The sequence below is a fragment of the Marinobacter sp. genome (genome assembly GCF_041690615.1).
Classification (GTDB): Bacteria; Pseudomonadota; Gammaproteobacteria; order Pseudomonadales; family Oleiphilaceae; genus Marinobacter.
On sequence record NZ_JAWLGY010000018.1, the window covers coordinates 48415 to 65170 of the forward strand.

The 16756-nt window shown below is 60.0% G+C and carries 21 protein-coding genes; 6 read left to right on the plus strand and 15 right to left on the minus strand.

Annotated elements, in window-relative coordinates; genetic code table 11:
- Window positions 1–21: 21 nt before the first annotated feature.
- From ACESMZ_RS13125 to coxB, 3 genes are read right to left on the minus strand one after another with little or no spacing between them, the layout of a single operon-like run.
- On the minus strand, window positions 22–357 hold the full coding sequence (locus ACESMZ_RS13125; protein ID WP_372958174.1) for a hypothetical protein: 336 nt from the start codon (window positions 355–357) through the stop codon (window positions 22–24).
- A complete protein-coding gene (ctaD, locus tag ACESMZ_RS13130) occupies window positions 354–2849 on the minus strand; it encodes a cytochrome c oxidase subunit I (protein WP_372958173.1) in 2496 nt (831 codons plus the stop codon). Before ctaD ends, ACESMZ_RS13125 begins: the two co-directional genes overlap by 4 nt.
- The gene (coxB, locus tag ACESMZ_RS13135) at window positions 2849–3466 is read right to left on the minus strand and encodes a cytochrome c oxidase subunit II (protein WP_372958172.1); all 618 of its coding nucleotides are present in this window, start codon (window positions 3464–3466) and stop codon (window positions 2849–2851) included. Before coxB ends, ctaD begins: the two co-directional genes overlap by 1 nt.
- A gap of 108 nt (window positions 3467–3574) precedes the next feature.
- Here coxB and ACESMZ_RS13140 point away from each other — a divergent pair, with 108 nt between their 5' ends.
- Window positions 3575–4093 (plus strand): DUF2231 domain-containing protein, encoded by a 519-nt coding sequence (locus ACESMZ_RS13140; protein ID WP_372958171.1) that lies wholly within the window; start codon window positions 3575–3577, stop codon window positions 4091–4093.
- A gap of 5 nt (window positions 4094–4098) precedes the next feature.
- On the opposite strand, the gene ACESMZ_RS13145 is transcribed toward ACESMZ_RS13140, so the two are convergent.
- The 6 genes from ACESMZ_RS13145 to ACESMZ_RS13170 all read right to left on the minus strand — a co-directional run bounded on the left by ACESMZ_RS13145 (window position 4099) and on the right by ACESMZ_RS13170 (window position 7215).
- Window positions 4099–4533, minus strand: a complete 435-nt coding sequence (locus tag ACESMZ_RS13145) for a CopD family protein (protein ID WP_372958170.1) — start codon at window positions 4531–4533, stop codon at window positions 4099–4101.
- A 111-nt stretch (window positions 4534–4644) separates the two neighbouring features.
- The gene (locus ACESMZ_RS13150; RefSeq protein ID WP_372958169.1) at window positions 4645–4770 is read right to left on the minus strand and encodes a hypothetical protein; all 126 of its coding nucleotides are present in this window, start codon (window positions 4768–4770) and stop codon (window positions 4645–4647) included.
- Window positions 4771–4846: 76 nt separating this feature from the next.
- Complete coding sequence (locus ACESMZ_RS13155) at window positions 4847–5464, minus strand: TPM domain-containing protein (protein WP_372958168.1); 618 nt, start codon at window positions 5462–5464, stop codon at window positions 4847–4849.
- Between the two features lie 40 nt (window positions 5465–5504).
- On the minus strand, window positions 5505–6248 hold the full coding sequence (locus ACESMZ_RS13160) for a TPM domain-containing protein (RefSeq protein ID WP_372958167.1): 744 nt from the start codon (window positions 6246–6248) through the stop codon (window positions 5505–5507).
- Entirely contained in the window at window positions 6248–6856 is a 609-nt protein-coding gene (locus ACESMZ_RS13165) for a LemA family protein (RefSeq protein WP_372958179.1), read from the minus strand. Before ACESMZ_RS13165 ends, ACESMZ_RS13160 begins: the two co-directional genes overlap by 1 nt.
- 131 nt (window positions 6857–6987) lie before the next feature.
- Window positions 6988–7215: an acetyltransferase gene (locus tag ACESMZ_RS13170; protein ID WP_372958166.1), complete on the minus strand. Its 228-nt coding sequence runs from the start codon at window positions 7213–7215 to the stop codon at window positions 6988–6990.
- Between the two features lie 200 nt (window positions 7216–7415).
- Here ACESMZ_RS13170 and ACESMZ_RS13175 point away from each other — a divergent pair, with 200 nt between their 5' ends.
- Entirely contained in the window at window positions 7416–7955 is a 540-nt protein-coding gene (locus ACESMZ_RS13175; protein WP_372958165.1) for a type 1 glutamine amidotransferase domain-containing protein, read from the plus strand.
- On the opposite strand, the gene ACESMZ_RS13180 is transcribed toward ACESMZ_RS13175, so the two are convergent.
- Window positions 7923–8516, minus strand: a complete 594-nt coding sequence (locus ACESMZ_RS13180) for a YgjV family protein (RefSeq protein ID WP_372972757.1) — start codon at window positions 8514–8516, stop codon at window positions 7923–7925. The genes ACESMZ_RS13175 and ACESMZ_RS13180 overlap by 33 nt on opposite strands.
- Window positions 8517–8661: 145 nt before the next feature.
- On the opposite strand from ACESMZ_RS13180, the gene ACESMZ_RS13185 reads away from it, so the two are divergent.
- Together ACESMZ_RS13185 and ACESMZ_RS13190 are read left to right on the plus strand one after the other, a co-directional pair.
- On the plus strand, window positions 8662–9024 hold the full coding sequence (locus ACESMZ_RS13185) for a DUF4398 domain-containing protein (RefSeq protein ID WP_372972758.1): 363 nt from the start codon (window positions 8662–8664) through the stop codon (window positions 9022–9024).
- Between the two features lie 15 nt (window positions 9025–9039).
- Entirely contained in the window at window positions 9040–9849 is an 810-nt protein-coding gene (locus ACESMZ_RS13190; protein WP_372958162.1) for an OmpA family protein, read from the plus strand.
- 71 nt (window positions 9850–9920) lie between these two features.
- On the opposite strand, the gene ahpF is transcribed toward ACESMZ_RS13190, so the two are convergent.
- Both ahpF and ahpC read right to left on the minus strand, forming a co-directional pair.
- Window positions 9921–11510 carry an alkyl hydroperoxide reductase subunit F gene (gene ahpF / locus ACESMZ_RS13195; protein ID WP_372958161.1) on the minus strand — a complete coding sequence of 530 codons (1590 nt, stop codon included), beginning with the start codon at window positions 11508–11510 and terminating at the stop codon, window positions 9921–9923.
- A gap of 274 nt (window positions 11511–11784) precedes the next feature.
- On the minus strand, window positions 11785–12351 hold the full coding sequence (gene ahpC / locus ACESMZ_RS13200) for an alkyl hydroperoxide reductase subunit C (RefSeq protein ID WP_248236106.1): 567 nt from the start codon (window positions 12349–12351) through the stop codon (window positions 11785–11787).
- Between the two features lie 292 nt (window positions 12352–12643).
- Between ahpC and ACESMZ_RS13205 the strand changes: the two genes are divergently transcribed.
- Window positions 12644–13540, plus strand: coding sequence for a radical SAM protein (locus tag ACESMZ_RS13205; RefSeq protein WP_372958178.1), 897 nt, complete (start codon window positions 12644–12646; stop codon window positions 13538–13540).
- A 52-nt stretch (window positions 13541–13592) separates the two neighbouring features.
- Here the strand turns inward: ACESMZ_RS13205 and ACESMZ_RS13210 are convergent, their stop codons facing one another.
- Window positions 13593–14339, minus strand: coding sequence for a sulfite exporter TauE/SafE family protein (locus ACESMZ_RS13210; RefSeq protein WP_372958160.1), 747 nt, complete (start codon window positions 14337–14339; stop codon window positions 13593–13595).
- A gap of 171 nt (window positions 14340–14510) precedes the next feature.
- On the opposite strand from ACESMZ_RS13210, the gene ACESMZ_RS13215 reads away from it, so the two are divergent.
- The gene (locus ACESMZ_RS13215; protein ID WP_372972759.1) at window positions 14511–15662 is read left to right on the plus strand and encodes a mechanosensitive ion channel family protein; all 1152 of its coding nucleotides are present in this window, start codon (window positions 14511–14513) and stop codon (window positions 15660–15662) included.
- Here ACESMZ_RS13215 and ACESMZ_RS13220 read toward each other — a convergent pair.
- A complete protein-coding gene (locus ACESMZ_RS13220) occupies window positions 15625–15993 on the minus strand; it encodes a hypothetical protein (protein ID WP_372972760.1) in 369 nt (122 codons plus the stop codon). The two genes, ACESMZ_RS13215 and ACESMZ_RS13220, sit on opposite strands and share 38 nt — an antisense overlap.
- 16 nt (window positions 15994–16009) lie before the next feature.
- Entirely contained in the window at window positions 16010–16561 is a 552-nt protein-coding gene (locus ACESMZ_RS13225) for a PRC-barrel domain-containing protein (RefSeq protein WP_372972761.1), read from the minus strand.
- Window positions 16562–16756 lie beyond the last annotated feature (195 nt).

Below are 16756 nucleotides of genomic sequence, written 5' to 3' on the forward strand. Positions count from 1 at the left end.
TGGCACGCCCGGATCAGGACCTCACAGGCACGGGGCCATTATCAGCCCAGGCATCGCCGGGAGCAACGATGCCACCGCCGAACAGGCTGACACCATTGCGGACGTCCGGGGTATAAAGCCCGTCTCTGCGGGGCTTCGCCACGCCGTCCACGCGGCTGCCATCAGTACCATGGCCACCAGTAGCCCGACCCCGGCCAGTACAAGATTGATGGCAGCGGGATGATCACCACCGTTCACCAGCCAGCCCTGAAGGCAAGCGAGTGAGAGTACCGCATAGAGCACCACAAACCAGATGGACCAGACCACCGGCCCCAGCAGCAGACTGGCCGGGTGCTGCCAGAACCCACGCCGGGTCATGCGCCACCTCCGAAGGCCGCCGGCATCGCCAGAAACACCGCGATACTGATCCAGTAGACCCCCACCGTATAACCCCAGAGCGGGTCCAGCACCCGTAGCTCATAGGGCAGGGTCCGACTGGTATAACCGTACCTCACTCGCATTACCTGCAGCCCTGTCAGCAGTGTGGTGAGGCCACTATGGAAGATCAGATAGGCCAGGACGACCGCAAGGATCGAATCGTGGGCGGTATGTCCGGGCCTGAGTCCCGCATCAAAGGTCGTCACCACCAGTGCGACACAGTGCGCCAGGCCGACACCCGCTACCAGCAACAGCCCTCCCATGGATACAGCACCACGTGCCTGGCGCCACCAGAGTCCCGTTGCGGCAGCAAGCAGCAGGCCGCTGCCAAGCAGGCCCCAGACACTGAGCGGAGACTGTTCCGGCATCCGCCAGTCCGGGGCCACGGGCCAAAGGTAAAGCCAGCCGAAGATCAGTGAGGCGAACAGGGTGCCATCGGCCATCAGCGCCACGATCATGCCCCAGCGCCCCGGACCATCGATGGTGCGGGAATGCAAAGGCAATCCGCCGGTCCGGTCACGGGGGGCCATTCGCGGGTGCAGCCCGTTGACCCAGCTCCATCGCAGGCAGGCCACCAGTACCAGTAAGGTGAAAATGATCGCCAGGCTGTAGGTCTTCAGTAACAGCGAAAGACACACTCCGGCCAGCAAGGCAGCGGTGACCAGCGGTTCCCAGGCGTTACCCGGCAGATGCATGACCTCCCTCGCCTCGCCGGAGATGGCGTCACTGCCGATGGTGTCCCGGCGCCCGTCCTCAATCATGCCGAGCCGGTGCTCGCCCGCGGGAATAGTCTGCATCAGTTCCGGCTGGTCCCAGAGGGGGTGGCGGGAACGTATCTCGGGAATACTGGCAAAGTTGTAGGCGTTCACCGGCATCGGTATGGCCCACTCCAGGGTATCCGCCTGCCAGGGGTTGGGGTCTGCTTTGCGGCCGAAGCGGAAATGCAGGACGATATCGAGAATGACCGTTGCGACGCCAATGGCCATGACAAACCCGCCCAAAGAAGACAAGAGGTTAAGCCAGTCCCAGCCCAGCCCTGCCTCGTAGGTATAGACCCGTCTTGGCATGCCGAGCAGACCGGTCAGGTGCATCAGCAGGAAGGTCATGTTGAAGCCGGCAAAGAACAGCCAGAAGCCCCACCGGCCCATGCTGTCGGACGGCATGCGGCCGGATACGTGGGGTAACCAGTAATACAGCCCGGCCACCAGCGGGAACAGCATGCCGCCCACCAGCACATAGTGCATATGCGCCACCACGAAGTGTGTGTCGTGCACCTGCCAGTTGAAGGGCACCAGCGCCAGCATCACGCCGGTCAGCCCCCCACACACGAACACGATCAGAAACCCCATGATCCACAACATGGGCAGGTGGAACCGCACCTTGCCGGCCCAAAGGGTCGCCAGCCACACGAAGATCTGGATGGCCGTGGGAATGGCCACCAGCATGCTCGCCACCGAGAAAAACGCCTGCGCCATCTGGGGGATACCCACGGTGAACATATGGTGCACCCACAGCCCGAAACTGACGAATCCCATCATGATGATGGCCACCACGACCCAGCGATACCCGATGATGGGCCGACCGGCGAACACGGGAATCAGGGTGGAGACGATGCCCGCCGCCGGCAGGAAGATGATGTACACCTCCGGGTGGCCGAACAGCCAGAACAGGTGTTGCCACAGCAGCGGGTCGCCACCGCCCTCCACCGAGAAGAACACCCAGCCGGCGGCCCGCTCCAGCTCCAGCAGTACACTGCCGAGAATCAGCGGCGGAAAGCCGAAAATGATCATCAGCGCCATCGCCAGGATATACCAGGCGAAAAGCGGCATCCGCTGCAGGCTTATGCCCGGCGCCCGGGAGCGCAGAATGGATACCACCAGCTCCACGCCGGCGGAAATGGCGGAAATTTCCACGAAGGTGATGCCCAGCAGCCAGAAGTCCGACCCCATGCCCGGGGAAAATTCACTGCTGCTCAGCGGCGTGTACATGAACCATCCGGAGGCCGGAGCAATCTGCAGGAACAGGCTGGAAAGTATGATCAGCCCGCCGAACAGGTAGCAGAAGTAACCCAGCGCACTGAGCCTCGGAAACACCAGGTCCCGGGCGCCAATCATCTTGGGGATCAGGTACATGGCCGCCCCTTCCAGCACCGGAATGGCGAACAGGAACATCATCACCGTGCCGTGCATGGTGAACAACTGGTTGTACAGGTCGGCGCCGATAATCTCCTGCCCAGGCAGGGCCAGCTGAGTGCGGATCAGCATGGCCAACAGTCCGCCTATCAGGAAAAAGACCAGCCCGGTGACGAGGAAGCGAAGACCAACGGTGGTGTGATTGACGGCAGACAGGGCGCCCCAGCCGGGCCGGTTGCCCCACACCCGCTCAAACCGCTCGTGGCGTGTCTGCTGCTCCGCTGAGGGCGCCGGACTCATTACCTGGCCTCCTGTCGCCAGCGCCGGAACCCGGCCTGGTCATGCACCACCACCCGGAACCGCATATGCGCGTGCCCGGTTCCGCAAAACTCGGCGCACTGCCCCCGGTAGGTGCCGGGTTCGTCCGCCTGCAGCCGCAAAACGTTGGTGTGCCCGGGAATCATGTCCAGCTTGCCTCCGAGCCTGGGCACCCAGAAGGAATGAACCACATCCTCGCTGGACAGATGGAGGTCCACGGGAGTGTTCGCCGGTATGTGGACCTCGTCGGTCAGGCGAATTCCGGTATCCGGGTAGCTCACTTGCCATTGCCACTGACGGGCAGTCACGTTGATCTGTAGCGGCTCGCCACCGGCAACAGGTAGCGGCAGCATGCGCTGTCCCAGGGGAATGCCGAACGCCAGGATCAGCACAATGACGGTCATTGGCAACACCAGTCCGCCGCCGATAATCCACCACCTGGCGGCCCGCCCGGCAGCCGCTTCCGTCTGTGCCGGTGCACGACGCAGGGCAATGAACCAGAGAATAAACACCACCAGCATGATGGTGCCCAACAATCCCAGCATGCCCCACCACAGCCAGGCGGCTGAGTGGGCACTATCGCCGGCAGGGTCAAGCACCGACAGCGGTCCGCTGCAACCGGACAGCAGAAGCGGAGTGGTAATCGCCGTCAGCTTTGCTAACGTTTGATAAAGTCTTGTCCCTTGCCGGAAGGAGTCGGTAACTCCATGGATGTCGCCCCGATTCGCAGCCGGATGGCGCTGTTCGGCCACCCCATTCACCCAATGCTGATCCATTTCCCGGTGGCTGCCCTGCTGGGCCTGATTGGTACGGATATCGGCTATGCCATCTCCGGAGATGCGTTCTGGGCCCGGGCGGGTACCTGGCTGGCGGCTATCGGCATGCTGGGTGGGTGGTTTTCCGGTGCCATCGGGTTGCTGGACCTGGTACTGGTGAAAGCCATACGCCGGCTCGTGATCGCCTGGTGCCATGGCATCATGGCCGTGATGTTGCTGTCGCTGGCCACCCTGAACTGGCTGCTTCGCCTGGGCGACGCGCAGGCCCTGATCGTACCCTGGGGATTGTATGTCAGCCTGCTCAGCGGGGTAATGATCAGTATCACCAGTTTTCTCGGAGGTCAGCTGGTATACGACCATGCCGTCGGGGTGGCATCGGAAAAAAGCGTAGACCGGGCCCGTCGCAACGAGGAAATCCGGAAGATGGAGGAAGACCGGCCGGTGGACTGACCAGCTCATAGCCAATCCTCCACCGGCGGCTTGGCCAGCACCAGCCAGAGAATGATCAGTACCGCAGCGACACTGCCCGCCATCAGCACGCCGCTCCAGAGGGCTACCGGCGCCTCCGGTTTGTTTTCCGCCCGCACGACCAGCACGCCGGTCAAGGTATGCAGAACCACCAACAGGCATACCACCGTCAGCTTCGCGATCAGCCAGGGGTGGAAGGTGATATCGATAACAAACACCGCCGTGCCGGCAATGATCGCCACCAGCGCAGACGGAGTCGCAAGCCGGGTAAATAGTAGCCGGGAAAGGGAATCGTAGGGATGGGGGCGTTCTTCCAGGGAGTGACTGCTGCCCATATGGCTGGCGATCAGAGCCGGCAGGTAGACCAGACACCCGATCCACACCACCAGGGCCGAGATGTGCACTACCAGAAATCCCTTCAAGATCGGACAACCTCCCTCTTACCCCATGCCGCGGCTGATCGGGCTGTCTTCAGTCTAGACGCGGTAAGAGGGTCATAGTGGTCAGATTAGGAATTGGTAATGCGTGGCCCCTCAGTCTGATATGACGGCAGCAGCCAGCTCGCCCAGGGTACGAACAGCCTCCTCGATCCGGGGTGTCCAGGGATTGGCCGCATTCAGGCGCAGGCAGTTTTCGTATTTTCCTGTGGTGGAAAACATGATTCCGGGCGCCACGTTAATGCCGGGAAAGTGGCATTTTATATGGCCGGCGAGGTAACGATCCCCTGAGCGGTGCTCAGGGCAGAATCACCAGATGGTTGGGTAACTGGTTACGCTCGTGGGTTGCCGGGACCTGTTCCTTGAGATGCTGGCCGCAGGCCTGGATACAGTCGAGGAAACCCTGGCATGTGTGTCCCTGACGCACCTGTCGGGTGAAGGTCTGCACGATGTCTTCCCATACGCTGTTGTCGACCCGGGCGGAAATACCCTGGTCCACCAGGATTTCCACATAACGCTCCGCTTCCGACACGAAGATCAGCATGCCGGTGCTGTCTTTCGTATGGTGCAGGTTCTGCTCCAGAAACTGTCGGCGGGCCAGGTTGGACGCGCGCCAGTACCGCACGTGGCGGGGGATCAGCATGGTATTGACCCTGGGTATGCGGAACAGCGCACCGAGCACAAGGAAAACAGCCCACTGCACCAGCACCAGGAAATGGGCACCAAACCACTCGGTGAAATAATTCACCAGCCCGGGCAGCAGCAACGCCAGGATGCCGGCCCACAGCAGCGGGATATAACTATAGTTGTCGGCCTGGCGGGCCAGGACGGTCACCAGCTCGGCATCGGTTTCCTGCTCCACCGCATGGATGGCGGCGGCGACCTGGTCCTGTTCAGTACTGGTCAATAGCGTCATAGACTGATCTTGCTCTCAGGGAAATTGTCGTCGTACCCGGCTACCATCCACCGGAGGCGCCACCGCCGCCGAAGCCGCCACCTCCTCCACTGAAGCCGCCGCCCCCAAATCCACCGCCGCGGCCACCCATACCGGCACCCATCAGCGCGCCGGCAGCCAGGATCCCCCGGCCTCGGCCACCCCGACCGCCACCGACCAGGGAAATAAACGACACGATGATGATAAAGAAGACAATGACCGCAAACAGATTGGGTTTTTCCTCAGGATCGGACGCGGCCTGACCTTCGGGCACCGGTGCACCCCCAAGCACCCGGACCATGGCTCCGGCACCATTGATAATACCCTGGGAGAACTCTCCCTTGCGGAATGCGGGGGTAATGACCTGGTTGATGATGGCGGATGAGGCCGCGTCGGTCAGCTGTCCCTCAAGGCCATAGCCTACCTCGATCCGGATCGCCCGTTCGTCCTCGGCAATGATCAGCAGGGCGCCATTATCCCTGCCTTCCTGGCCAATACCCCAGTGCCGGCCAAGTTGATACCCGAACTCCTCGATCTCGTAGCCCTGCAGGTCCGGCAGGGTCACAACCACCACCTGGTTGGTGGTAGCTTCTTCATGGGCAGCCAGCAGTTCAGTGAGTGCGGACTCGTCATCCGGCGAGAGCATTCCGGCCTCATCCACCACGCGCCCCGTAAGTTCCGGAAATTCAGGCGCGGCCTGCCCCCAGGCCGGGGCCTGCAGTAAAGATAACGCGATCACAGCAAGGATCGGACGCAACCAGGCCATCAGAACTGGACCCGCGGCGCTTCATCGGCGTTTTCGGTGGTCGCCTCAAAGTTCTCCCGCAGTTCCATATCCCCATAGAGCAGGCTGTGCCAGATGCGCCCGGGAAAGGTGCGGAGTTCCGTGTTATAGCGTTCGACGGCCTGGATAAAGTCCCGCCGGGCGACCGCAATGCGGTTCTCGGTGCCCTCAAGCTGGGATTGCAATGTCAGGAAGTTCTGGTTGGATCTCAGTTCGGGATAGCGCTCCGAGACAGCCATCAACCGGCTCAGGGCACTGGTCAGCTGGCCCTGGGCCTGCTCGAACTGCTGCAGCTTTTGGGGATCGTTGAGAATGCTCTCGTCCACCTGGATAGATGTCGCCCGGGAGCGCGCCTCGACCACTTCGGTCAGGGTCTCCTGTTCCTGGGCGGCAAAGCCCTTGACGGTTTCCACCAGGTTCGGGACCAGGTCGGCACGGCGCTGATACTGGTTTTCAACCTGGGACCAGGCCGCCTTGACCTGCTCGTCGTAGGTGGGAATGTTGTTGATACCGCAACCGCTCAACAGTGACACCAGGGCCACCACCAGGGTCAGTTGCAGGAACGTCCGGTGTCCGGGCCACCTTGGCATATTGCTCATGGTTTGTTACTTCCTGTTGATGGCGTGGGTGCCTTCCCGGGGTCAGCCGGGCTCGCTTCCATTCCGGGCAAAGCTACGATAACACCTCAGCTTCGCCCCGTCCCTGAAAAGGCCCGGGGCGCTCACTTCTGCCGGTAGTCAGCATCTGTCCAGCACAGCGGCAACGGCTCGCCGGATGGAAAGGCCAGGCTGGTCTTGGCCATGGGTTCCGGGTCCTGGGCCTCTTCGCCGTAATGCACGCTGCCGGTAACCGTCGTTTCGTTGGGATCGAACAGGGCCTTGATATCACTGATCTCCACCAGGTGCCCGGTGGATTTCTCGGCCAGCAGCATATTCACCTCCTCTTTCATCCGGAACAATCCGCTACCTTCCAATGTGGTCCGCAAGCCCTGGTTGTGCAACCCCTACCCGGAAACATCTTCCTCCCGTCGCTGGCATTACCAAGGCGTAATCGGCCAGGCGGTTTAATCGGTCCACCCAGCCCACAAATCTGAAGAGTAGTCATTCACACGCAGAACACATCCGAGGAAGACCCTCAGGAGGTTTCATCATGACGGCATCACTGAAAGGCAAGAAGATCGCAGTGCTCGCCACCGACGGCGTCGAACAGGTTGAACTGACCGACCCCAGAAAAACCCTGGAAGAGGCCGGGGCGGATACTGAGCTGGTCTCGATCAAAGAAGGCAACATCGACGGTTATCATCACCTGGACAAGGGTGACGCTTTCAAGGTGGACCGGCTGGTGGGCGATGTGGACTTCAATGACTATGACGCCCTGGTGCTGCCAGGGGGCGTGGCCAACCCTGACGAGCTCAGGCAAGACCGGTCTGCCGTGGCCTTTGTACGCAGCTTCGTGGAAGCGGGCAAACCCGTGGCCGCCATTTGCCACGCTCCCTGGCTGTTGGTGGAGGCCAACGTGGTTCGGGGCAGAACACTGACGTCTTTCCCCAGCGTCAAAACCGATATCGTGAATGCCGGAGGCCATTGGGTTGACGAACAGGTCTGCCATGACGCGCCGCTGATCACCAGCCGTAACCCGGACGACCTGGCAGCGTTTTCAGACAAGATCATCGAGGTGCTTGGTCGGTAGTTTCCGCCGGACCGGCCGCATCCACCGGCACACGCCCGGGTAGCGCTTCTTTGCCCGGGCCATCCGGATAATGGTGATGACATTGGTTACAAAGATCATGCCCTCGGCCAGGGTGCCGCCGACAGAGCCAATAGCAAGGTTATTCAGCATCCAGGCAAGGGCTGCCAAACCCAGCATGATGCGCATGGGAATGCCCCTCAGCAGGAACATGGCGATGGTGCCCAGGGTCGCCGCTGTCAGCGGCAGTACGTCCACCCAGTCCCGCCAGGTGAGCGCCGCTGCCACCAGGTTCGCCACCAGTACCACCCACATTACCCACTGGCTACCCAGATAGCGGCGTGCCAGTACGATCCGCACGATAACCAGCACCGTCAGAACCGCGGCCGTCCAGCTGCCAAAGAATGCAAACTGCAGCGCAAACGCCACGTTGGCGGAAATCAGCAAGACCAGCAACCGGTCATCATTCTTGCTGGCGAAGGCCACCAGGCATATGGCTAGCGCCACCAGGCCGAAGAACTGGCCAGCCAGGCTGGCCAGGGTCAGGCTCTCAAGTTCAGGCATGGGTCCCCACGGCCGGATGATTTATTGCACAACTGTCATGCAGCTTCCAACAGGGTGCAAGTCGTTTACTGCTACGCTTTCTGAAACTGTCGTACCTTATGGTATGCCATCCGAACGAGAAAACCCGCAACAAGGAGATTCGCGCATGTTTTCCCGTGTCCTGCCGCTACTGGTATCCGGTGCCTTGCTCACCGGCTGTGCCACTGACCCGGGCCAGAAGCCGGATGACCAGCTGGCATCAGCTCAATCCGCCCTGCAATCCGCCGCCAATGCGGGTGGCGAAGACGTCGAACCCAGCATGGTCGCTTCGGCCCGCGAGAAGGTGGCCACCGCAGAATCCATGATGACAGAGGAGCGTTATGCGGAAGCCCGGCGACTGCTCGAACAGGCCGAGGTGGATGCCCGCCTGGCCGAGGCCCGGGCCGAAACCCAGCAGGTACGTGACGAACTGGGCGATGTAAGGGCCAGTATCGATTCCCTGCGCCGAAACCTGGAAAACCAGGACTGACCACAAGGAGGCGATATGAAACGGCACTACTTTGGCACGGTTCCGCTGATCACTGCGGCGGCTCTGCTTTCGGCCTGCGCCAGTACGCCGCCGGAAAACCCGGCCCTGAACGAAGCGCAGGCAGCCTACGACGAGGCCGTGGAAGACTCGGAGATTGCACGCAACGGCCTGTCCCATTTGCGGGATGCTGAAAACGCACTGGACGAGGCTGAAACCCTGAGGACGGAGGGTGGCGACGAGGAAGCTTTGGGGCACCAGATCTACCTGGCCAACCGTCACCTGGACCTGGCCCGGGAGAAAGCACAACGCGCCGGTCTGCAGGACGAACTGAGCGAAGCCGAGCGGCAGCGGGATGATCTGCGCATACGTATCGGTGAACGCCGCGCCCAGGAGGCGGAACTCCAGGCCCGCATGCTGCGGGAACAGATGGACCGCCTGCAGGCGGAACAGACCGACCGGGGCATGGTTATGACCCTGGGGGATGTGTTGTTCGACATTGACGAGGCCGAACTCAAACCTGAAGGTGAGCGGACCGTTCGCAAACTGTCGGAATTCATGCAGGAGTACCCCAACTACCGGGTCCGGGTTGAAGGCTATACGGACAGTACCGGTGAGGAAGCGTACAACCAGGAATTGTCCCTGAGCCGCGCACAGGCCGTCGAGAACAAATTGCTCTCCGATGGCATCGCACCCGACCGGGTGGAGACGCAGGGCTTTGGCGAGGAATACCCCAAGGCCACCAACACCACCTCCGAGGGGCGTCAGGAGAACCGTCGGGTGGAGATCGTCATCTCCGACCGGGACGGAAATATCGGCTCACGCTGATCAGTCCCCCAAAACAGAAAAGGCCCCGCAACCATACGGCTGCGGGGCCTTTTGGGTTATGACCTGATGGATCAGGCCACTTCAGCCTTCGCCTCTTCCGGCACTTCGTGACGGATCAGGAAGTCAAAGGCGCTCAGTGCGGCCTTGGACCCCTCACCCATGGAGATCACGATCTGCTTGTAGGGCACGGTAGTGGCATCGCCAGCGCCAAACACACCCGGGATGGAGGTTTCACCGCGCTCGTTGACAATGATCTCGCCGTGCTGGCTCAGTTCGATATCGCCCTTGAGCCACTCGGTGTTCGGCACCAGGCCGATCTGGACGAACACACCTTCCAGGGCCACGTGGTGGTTGTCGCCACTGTTGCGGTCGCGATAGGTCAGACCGTTCACCTTGCCGCCTTCACCGGTGATCTCGGTGGTCTGGGCAGAGGTCAGGATCTCCACGTTCTTCAGGCTGCGCAGCTTCTTCTGCAGCACCTCGTCCGCCCGCATTTCGTCGGCGAATTCCAGCAGGGTCACATGGCCCACGATACCAGCCAGGTCGATCGCTGCCTCCACACCAGAGTTACCGCCACCGATAACCGCAACACGCTTGCCCTTGAACAGGGGACCGTCGCAATGCGGGCAGTAGGCTACACCCTTGTTGCGATACTCCTCCTCACCCGGCACACCCAGCTGGCGCCAGCGGGCACCGGTGGACAGCACCAGGCTACGGGCCTTCAGTGAGGCGCCGTTGGCCAGCCGGATCTCGTGGTAGCCGCCGGCTTGGGCAGCCGGAATCAGTTTCTCGGCGCGCTGCATGTTCATGATGTCCACGTCGTATTCCTTGACGTGTTGCTCCATGGCCGCCACCAGCTTGGGGCCTTCGGTGTAGGGTACGGAGATCAGGTTTTCGATACCCATGGTGTCCGATACCTGGCCACCAAAGCGCTCGGCGGCAATACCGGTGCGGATTCCCTTACGGGCGGCATAGATAGCTGCTGAGGCGCCGGCAGGACCACCACCGATCACCAGCACTTCATAGGGGTCTTTCTGGTTGAGCTTCTCGGCCTCTTTGGCACCGGCATTCTCATCCAGATTCGCCACGATCTCTTCCAGGGTCATACGGCCCTGGCCCCAAGGCTCACCGTTCATGAATACTGCAGGTACGGCCATGATTTCCTTCTGCTCCACTTCATCCTGGAACAGGGCGCCGTCGATGGCGGTGTGGCGGATCTTCGGGTTGATGATACTCATCAGGTTCAGCGCCTGAACCACGTCCGGACAGTTCTGGCACGACAGTGAGAAGAAGGTCTCGAACTCGTACTCGCCATCCAGGGATTCGATCTGCTCGATCACCTCTTGCGAGGCCTTGGACGGGTGACCGCCCACCTGCAACAGGGCCAGCACCAGGGAGGTGAACTCATGGCCCATGGGAATACCAGCAAAGCGCACGCCGATATCCGTACCTACCCGGTTGATGGTGAACGACGGACGACGCACATCCGGATCTGTCTCGGTGCGCAGACCAATCTTTTCGGACAGCGGCTCGATTTCTTCCAGCAGGTCTTTCAGCTCCTGGGACTTCTTGCTGTCGTCATAGGCTGCCACCAGCTCGATCGGCTGCTGCAGCTTTTCCATGTAGGCTTTCAGCTGTTGCTTGATATTGGCATCCAACATGAACTGTTTTCCCCTTGTGACAAAATATGAACGGTGACAATAGTGAACGGTTACCGTAGCCGTTAAAGCGGCTGGATAGCCTGGATGTGGGTCAAGATAAGGTCACAAGCTAACAGGCTCAAATTAATTGACCTTAAAACTTTGATAGCTGCTTGCTATGCATAGGCAAAAATACCAACGTGGACCTGCCAGATACAACAAACCCCGGCAGTGCCGGGGTCTGAGGAATGCATGGAGCCTGCCATGCAGGCTCCAGATCAGCCACCGGGGTGGATCAGATCTTGCCTACCAGGTCCAGGGACGGAGACAGGGTCTCGTCGCCTTCCTTCCACTTGGCCGGGCAGACTTCGCCAGGATGCTTGCGAACGTACTGGGCAGCCTTGACCTTGCGCAGCAGGTCGTCAGCGTCACGGCCAATGCCTTCAGCGGTGATTTCCATGGCCTGGATAACGCCATCCGGATCTACCAGGAAGGTAGCGCGGTCTGCCAGGCCCTGGCCTTCACGCATCACACCGAAGTTGTTGGTGATGGTGCCAGTCTGGTCGCCAACCATGTAGTACTGGATCTTGCCGATGGTCTCGGAGCTGTCGTGCCACGCCTTGTGGGTGAAGTGGGTGTCGGTGGACACGGAGAACACCTCTACGCCCAGCTTCTGCAGCTCTTCGTACTTGTCAGCCACGTCGCCCAGCTCGGTCGGGCAAACGAAGGTGAAGTCGGCCGGGTAGAAGAAGAAGATGGCCCACTTGCCCTTTACGTCGGCATCGGAAATTTCAACGAATTCGCCCTGTTTGAATGCAGTTGCGTTGAACGGTTTGATCTCGGTGTTTACCAGAGTTGTCATTGATTTAATCTCCTTCAAGTTGGTTGGGAGGCCCAAGGTAGTCGGTCTGACCCAATTCCTCAAATTGATTAACTTTAAATGAGCAATAGGACAAACCTATAAAAATTCGCTTCCGGCAGGCCGGACAGGTCGCGGAAGCACCGTAATAAGTGACTTCACAGGCTTTATTGGGTAACCAGCCCCGGATTTCAACAGGACGACGTTACCAACCGGTCATGATGCGGCACCATTCACTGTACGCGCCATATTCGCTAATCTGTGTGACCGTTCTGATACATCCTCCGGGAGCTGCCTGACCATGTACGAATTCCCTATCCACTACGTCGAGCCTGTGTTTCGCCCACCCAGCGAGGCCAACTCCCTGATCCTGCCGGTGACCAACGGCTGTTCCTGGAACAAGTGCACCTTCTGCGAGATGTACACCGCTCCCCAGAAGAAATTCCGCGCCCGTGACGAAGAGCAGGTACTGGAGGAAATCCGCAAATGCGGCGAACGCATGATCGTTCAGCGGGTATTCCTGGCTGATGGCGATGCAATGATCCTGCCTACTCATCGCCTGCTGAAGATTCTTGAGGCTATTCGCGAACATCTCCCGGATGTTCATCGGGTTACCTCCTATTGCCTGCCCCGCAATCTCAAGCGCAAGTCAGTGTCGGAACTGAAAGAATTGCACGATGCGGGGCTGCACATGCTCTATATCGGTGCAGAGTCCGGTGATGATGAAGTGCTGCGCCGGGTCAACAAGGGGGAAAGCTACGAGTCCACGAAGGACGCCCTGCTCAAGATCGGAGAGGCGGGCATCAAGCGCTCGGTGATGATCCTCAACGGCCTGGGAGGCAAGAGCCTGAGCGACCAGCATGCGGTCAACTCCGCCCGTCTGATGAACGACACCCAGCCGGAGTTTCTTTCTACCCTGGTGGTCAGCTTCCCCCAGGGCATGGAGCGCTACAAGGAACAATTCCCGGACTTCGAGCCCCTGGACCAGCAGGAGCTCTTCCTGGAGGCCAAAAAGCTTCTGGAGAACCTTGAGCTGGACCAGACAGTCTTCCGCAGCGACCACGCGTCCAACTACCTGGTACTCAAGGGCACCCTGGGCCGGGACAAGGAACGCATGCTGGAACAGGTACGTACGGCTATCCATACCCCGGAGCGGGCAAGACTGAGGCCGGAGTGGATGCGTGGGCTGTAAGACTGAGGAATGAGAGCGGCCGCCGCCTGCTGGCAGCAAGCCAGGACGCTAATCAGTAAAAAATAAGTCGCAACAGGATCGCGGCGACCATGACCAGGGTGAGCCATTTGATCCACTGGGCGCCCCCTGGTCCCATATTCACTTTCACCGCCATCATGGCACCAGCCATGTTGCCCAGGGCGAGGACGAGTCCGGTGATCCACAGCACCTGGCCCTTGCCTGCGAAAATTGCCAGGGCAGGCAACGTATAGACCAGGATGATAAACACCTTGATGACGTTCACCTGGGGCAGGTCGATTTTCAGCATGCGGTAAAGCACGACAATAAACAGCGCTCCCACCCCCACCTGGATAAAACCGCCGTACAGGCCAATCAGGAACAACGCCAGGTATTCCACCAGGCCCAGTCGATCCGGGGTCAGTGGACGCGTGTCCAGATGCGGCTGAGGCAGAAGCATGAAGACCGAGGCGCCGATCATGGCGGCAATCAGTACCCCTTCGAAGATCGCCTCGGGAATCCAGGTGGCAGTCCACGCGCCCAGCAGCGAGCCGGCCACCGCGGGAATGGCCAGGCGGATACTGACAGCCAGGTTACTGTGGCCCGCCCGGAAGAAGCTGCCCACGGCAGTCACGCTCTGCAGGGTAATCGCCACACGGTTGGTGCCATTGGCCACCTGGGCCGGCAGGCCAAGAAACATCAGCAATGGCAGGGTCAGCATGGAGCCGCCCGCGGAAAGTACGTTGATGAAGCCTGCGACCCCACCAATAGCCACCAGGGCCATAGCCTCCATGAGGGTCATTCTCTGTCCTTAAACGTGTCATAAATCCAGGCAGGATTGCCGTGATAACTATACTCGAAGGTATAAGCGAAGGTCTGTAGGGCTCGCAAACCCTCGGGGACAATAACCGGTGGTTTTTGATGGCGGCGGCACGCTACAGGAAGCAGTCTATAACCAGAGCAGGAACCTTGCATGTGGAGCATCCTACAGGAACAGCTTTTAAACAATCTTCGTGACACGGCGCAAGCGCTCGGACTCAGCGGAACCAGCTGGGAGCAAACACTGGGCTGGGTCATGGGGCAGTTACTGGTGACGGCGATACTGATTGCCCTGGCCGCGATGCTTTACTGGTTTGCCAGCCTGGGCCTGAGACTGATCCTGGGCAGGGTTGATCGCCTCGGCGCCGTACACCATGCCATCAGGACCGGCTTACGATACGTTGTGGCCCTGGTGGCCATTGTTGCTGTGGTTGCCCAGTATGGTGGCGATGGGACCCTGCTCAAGGGCATAGCCCAGGCCGGGGTGATCGCGCTGGGGTTTTATCTGGCCTGGGTACTGCTGTCCCGTGCCGTCGAGGTTACCCATGCCCGCCATCAGATTGATCCCTCGCTGAAACAACTTCTCAGGAACTCCCTGTTGGTGCTGGTCCTGGTGATGGGTTCAGTTACCGTGCTGGCGCAGTTCGGATTCGATGTCTGGTCGGTTATTGCGGGCCTGGGCATTGTCGGCATTGCGGTTGGCTTTGCCGCCCAGTCCACCCTGTCCAACTTTATCGCCGGAGTGACCCTGCTGATCGAACGCCCCTTCCGCATTGGCGACTGGGTCAGGATCAATGACCAGGAAGGCAAGGTTCTGAAAATTGCCTTCCGGACCACCTGGCTCCGGACCCGTGACAATATCTTCACCATGATCCCCAATGACAGCGTGGCATCGTCCGAGATCGTCAACTACAGCGCTGAAGGCCCCACCCGGGTACGCATCCAGCTTGGCATCGCCTACAAGGAGTCCGCCAGGGAAGCCCGGCAGGTAATCCTCCCCATCCTGGAGGCCCACCCAAAGGTGCTCAAAACCGGCGACATGATGCCCCGGGTTGCCATGGAAGGACTTGGCGATTCCTCGGTCAACCTGGTGGTGCTCGTCTGGATCCTGCCGGAGGATATTGATATTCAGCCACGGATTACTGCCGAGATCCTGGAGGACATCAAGGAACACCTGGATGAAGCGGGAATCGAGATTCCCTTCCCCCACCTTCAGCTGTTTATCGACGATGCCAAGGGACTGGCACCCTTGTTCTCGCCACTGAGGATCAACGGCGAATCAAATCCGGCAGCCAACAATTCCTGAGGCGGGGGTGCCGGAAATCAGCGGGGAGTAGGCAAACAGCAGGGGGCACGATGTACAGGCCCTTGGCGATCTTCCAGGCGGTCAGGCCTGTTCGCATTGCAGGGGTGCCGGTAATGGCCGCCGCTGCGAAGGCCGTAAGGCAGACTGGCGGGGTCACGTTGGAGTCCTGGGACAGCCAGAAGATGATCATATGGGCCGCTACCAGCGCCATGGTCAGCGCATGGGGCGACAAGGCAAAGTGCAGTGCCGAGGTCCACAGCTCCGATAACGTGGAAAAGGTATTGAGCCAGAGGTGGACCAGGGCAATGCCGATGGCCAGCGCAAAAATCACCCGGCCAATGGCCAGGTCAGTTATCGACCGCGTCCTTTGCGCGATCTGACATTTTATCAGCGCCTTCCTTCACGTTATGCCAAGCGGAAGAGGTAGCCTGCTTGGTGTCTTCCCAGGCACTGCGGCTGGTTTCCTTGGTATTCTCCCAGGCCTGCCTCAGCCCCTGGCGAGTCTGGTTCCACCAGCTTTCGTCGTACTCCGGCAACGACTTCACCTCTTCCTTGGTGGACGCCATGTGGACTTCGTAGTCCTGATCGTCGAAATCATCGTCATCCGTATCGTCCTGCTCCAGGCGAACGGTAAAGCTGCCACGCTCGGCAACCACGTCACGACCGCCGAGGCCCAGCACATCACCGGTCTTGATGACCAGTGAATGGACGGACATATCATCACTCATGAGGATGTCCTCCACTTCGCCGATTTCCTCGCCGTTACTGTCATAAACGTCGGCATCCATCAATTCATCCGCGGAGTAGAGCCCCTGGGCTGCCTGTGCGGACAGACCAAATGCCATTGAACCGGCGATCAGGGAAATGCCCATTGCGCGAACCAGACGTGTGCGTTTCATAGTGAACTCCTTATTCCATAAACTCCTGGTAATGGCCGGCCACATCGGGCCGAGCCAGACAACGTGATATGTGATGCCGATCACGTTACTAATAAAGCTAGCAACGGGGTCGCAACAGTCCAAGTGACGGAATGGCAATAAAATGCGCAGGAAATACTGATGAAAATTCAGGAATTTCGGCTAGCAATCCGGTTT

What these genes read in the sequence shown, in the direction of transcription:
- ACESMZ_RS13125 (WP_372958174.1), bottom strand. Translation starts at nt 357, where the DNA reads ATGACCCGGCGTGGGTTCTGGCAGCACCCGGCCAGTCTGCTGCTGGGG.
- ctaD (WP_372958173.1), bottom strand. Translation starts at nt 2,849, where the DNA reads ATGAGTCCGGCGCCCTCAGCGGAGCAGCAGACACGCCACGAGCGGTTT.
- ACESMZ_RS13140 (WP_372958171.1), top strand. Translation starts at nt 3,575, where the DNA reads ATGGATGTCGCCCCGATTCGCAGCCGGATGGCGCTGTTCGGCCACCCC.
- ACESMZ_RS13150 (WP_372958169.1), bottom strand. Translation starts at nt 4,770, where the DNA reads ATGTTTTCCACCACAGGAAAATACGAAAACTGCCTGCGCCTGAATGCG.
- ACESMZ_RS13155 (WP_372958168.1), bottom strand. Translation starts at nt 5,464, where the DNA reads ATGACGCTATTGACCAGTACTGAACAGGACCAGGTCGCCGCCGCCATC.
- ACESMZ_RS13160 (WP_372958167.1), bottom strand. Translation starts at nt 6,248, where the DNA reads ATGGCCTGGTTGCGTCCGATCCTTGCTGTGATCGCGTTATCTTTACTG.
- ACESMZ_RS13165 (WP_372958179.1), bottom strand. Translation starts at nt 6,856, where the DNA reads ATGCCAAGGTGGCCCGGACACCGGACGTTCCTGCAACTGACCCTGGTG.
- ACESMZ_RS13170 (WP_372958166.1), bottom strand. Translation starts at nt 7,215, where the DNA reads ATGAAAGAGGAGGTGAATATGCTGCTGGCCGAGAAATCCACCGGGCAC.
- ACESMZ_RS13175 (WP_372958165.1), top strand. Translation starts at nt 7,416, where the DNA reads ATGACGGCATCACTGAAAGGCAAGAAGATCGCAGTGCTCGCCACCGAC.
- ACESMZ_RS13180 (WP_372972757.1), bottom strand. Translation starts at nt 8,516, where the DNA reads ATGCCTGAACTTGAGAGCCTGACCCTGGCCAGCCTGGCTGGCCAGTTC.
- ACESMZ_RS13185 (WP_372972758.1), top strand. Translation starts at nt 8,662, where the DNA reads ATGTTTTCCCGTGTCCTGCCGCTACTGGTATCCGGTGCCTTGCTCACC.
- ACESMZ_RS13190 (WP_372958162.1), top strand. Translation starts at nt 9,040, where the DNA reads ATGAAACGGCACTACTTTGGCACGGTTCCGCTGATCACTGCGGCGGCT.
- ahpF (WP_372958161.1), bottom strand. Translation starts at nt 11,510, where the DNA reads ATGTTGGATGCCAATATCAAGCAACAGCTGAAAGCCTACATGGAAAAG.
- ahpC (WP_248236106.1), bottom strand. Translation starts at nt 12,351, where the DNA reads ATGACAACTCTGGTAAACACCGAGATCAAACCGTTCAACGCAACTGCA.
- ACESMZ_RS13210 (WP_372958160.1), bottom strand. Translation starts at nt 14,339, where the DNA reads ATGACCCTCATGGAGGCTATGGCCCTGGTGGCTATTGGTGGGGTCGCA.
- ACESMZ_RS13215 (WP_372972759.1), top strand. Translation starts at nt 14,511, where the DNA reads ATGTGGAGCATCCTACAGGAACAGCTTTTAAACAATCTTCGTGACACG.
- ACESMZ_RS13225 (WP_372972761.1), bottom strand. Translation starts at nt 16,561, where the DNA reads ATGAAACGCACACGTCTGGTTCGCGCAATGGGCATTTCCCTGATCGCC.